Origin of the sequence: Ochrobactrum teleogrylli, from assembly GCF_006376685.1 — a bacterium.
GTDB classification, from domain to species: domain Bacteria; phylum Pseudomonadota; class Alphaproteobacteria; order Rhizobiales; family Rhizobiaceae; genus Brucella; species Brucella teleogrylli.
In genome coordinates this window covers 1-1,306 of the sequence record NZ_VEWL01000038.1, presented here as the reverse complement: position 1 = coordinate 1,306, position 1,306 = coordinate 1, and the positions used below count along the sequence as shown (strand labels likewise).

The following is a 1,306-nucleotide window of genomic DNA, read 5'->3' as shown; positions in this document are numbered from 1 at the left end:
CTGCGACCACACCCGTCATCGTCCAGGTGCTGGTGCCATCCTTGGTATAGGAGGCAAAACCCTGATATTGCGTCTTGCCTGCATAGGCCGCGCTGCCGCCAAGCTGCCCGCCGTCAATGGTGCCATTATCCGCGCCGCCCAGCACCAGGCTGTTGCTCTTTGTGCCCTTGGCTGCAACGACATTGCCCGTGATCTGCGACTTGCCCCAGATCTCGAATGTGTTGTGGTCGCCGACAATTTCAACCGCATTCACAACTTCGGTGGCTTTTGTTTGCGCCGCCGGATCATAATACACAGAGCCATGACCATCACCGCCATAGGCAATGGTGCCATTGTTGATCACATGCGTATCCGAGCCAATGCGTATGCCAGCGCCGTCAGAGCCAGCATAGCCATCGTTTGGTACGTTGCCATTTATGGAACTCGCCTTCCCGCCAGCGCCGCCCTTGCCGCCGGTCACGGTGCCAAGATTGGTGAAGCTTGCACCCTGCTCCACCACAATGCCGTCGCCGCCGCCGCCGCCGCCGCCGCCTCGCTGTACAGCGTAGAAAACTCCATTGTTAAACCCAGGCTCGAAATTTGGATCAAGGCCTTCTCCCAGCCCGCCACCGGCACCACCGGTGCCACCGGTGATGGAAGAACCCACCGTGTTGGACAGTGTCGTATTCGTACCACGCAAGATGATGCCGGCACCGCCGCCACCGCCGCCGCCGCCGTATGACATTACAACGAGGTTATCTGGGCCGGCCCCGGTAACATCATCAGCGGTCAGACCGCCTCCGGCGCCACCCACGCCACCGGTGACGTTAGACCCAACCGTGAGTGTGGAACCGGCCCCCCCGTTCAGAAAAAGCCCGGCACCACCACCGCCACCACCAGTACCTACGTAATAGGTGAAAGACCCCGTTGCGTGGTCAAAGCCCACTGTTCCATCCCCGCCGGCAAAACCACTGATTGCCATCGCACCGCTGCCGACGCTGGTGCCGCCGACCTGTCCGCCGATCCCGCCGTAAACGGGATTCGAGGTTGCATGGTCTATTATACCCCAACCGTCCGCGCCGACGCCATCAATGACAGCGCCACGAATGGGAGTAACTGAAGCTGGATCACCAGATCCGGAATGCCCACTTCCCCCGTTGCCGAAACCGCCGAGCGTCAGCAATTTAAAGTTCACTGTCACTGTCGCCCCAAACGCTCCATGATAGCCCTGCAAATCATCGGCTTTGGCTGGGTTTGTGGCTTGTGGCAGGGCGAGGCCGGAGGCGATGGCAACGGAAAGCGCCATCACGGAAGCGCCGCGCAACAG

At 60.6% G+C, this 1,306-nt stretch carries 1 pseudogene; it reads right to left on the bottom strand.

The features are described from left to right. Positions 1-1,306, bottom strand: a pseudogene (locus tag FIC94_RS22540) (hypothetical protein); the annotation flags it as partial.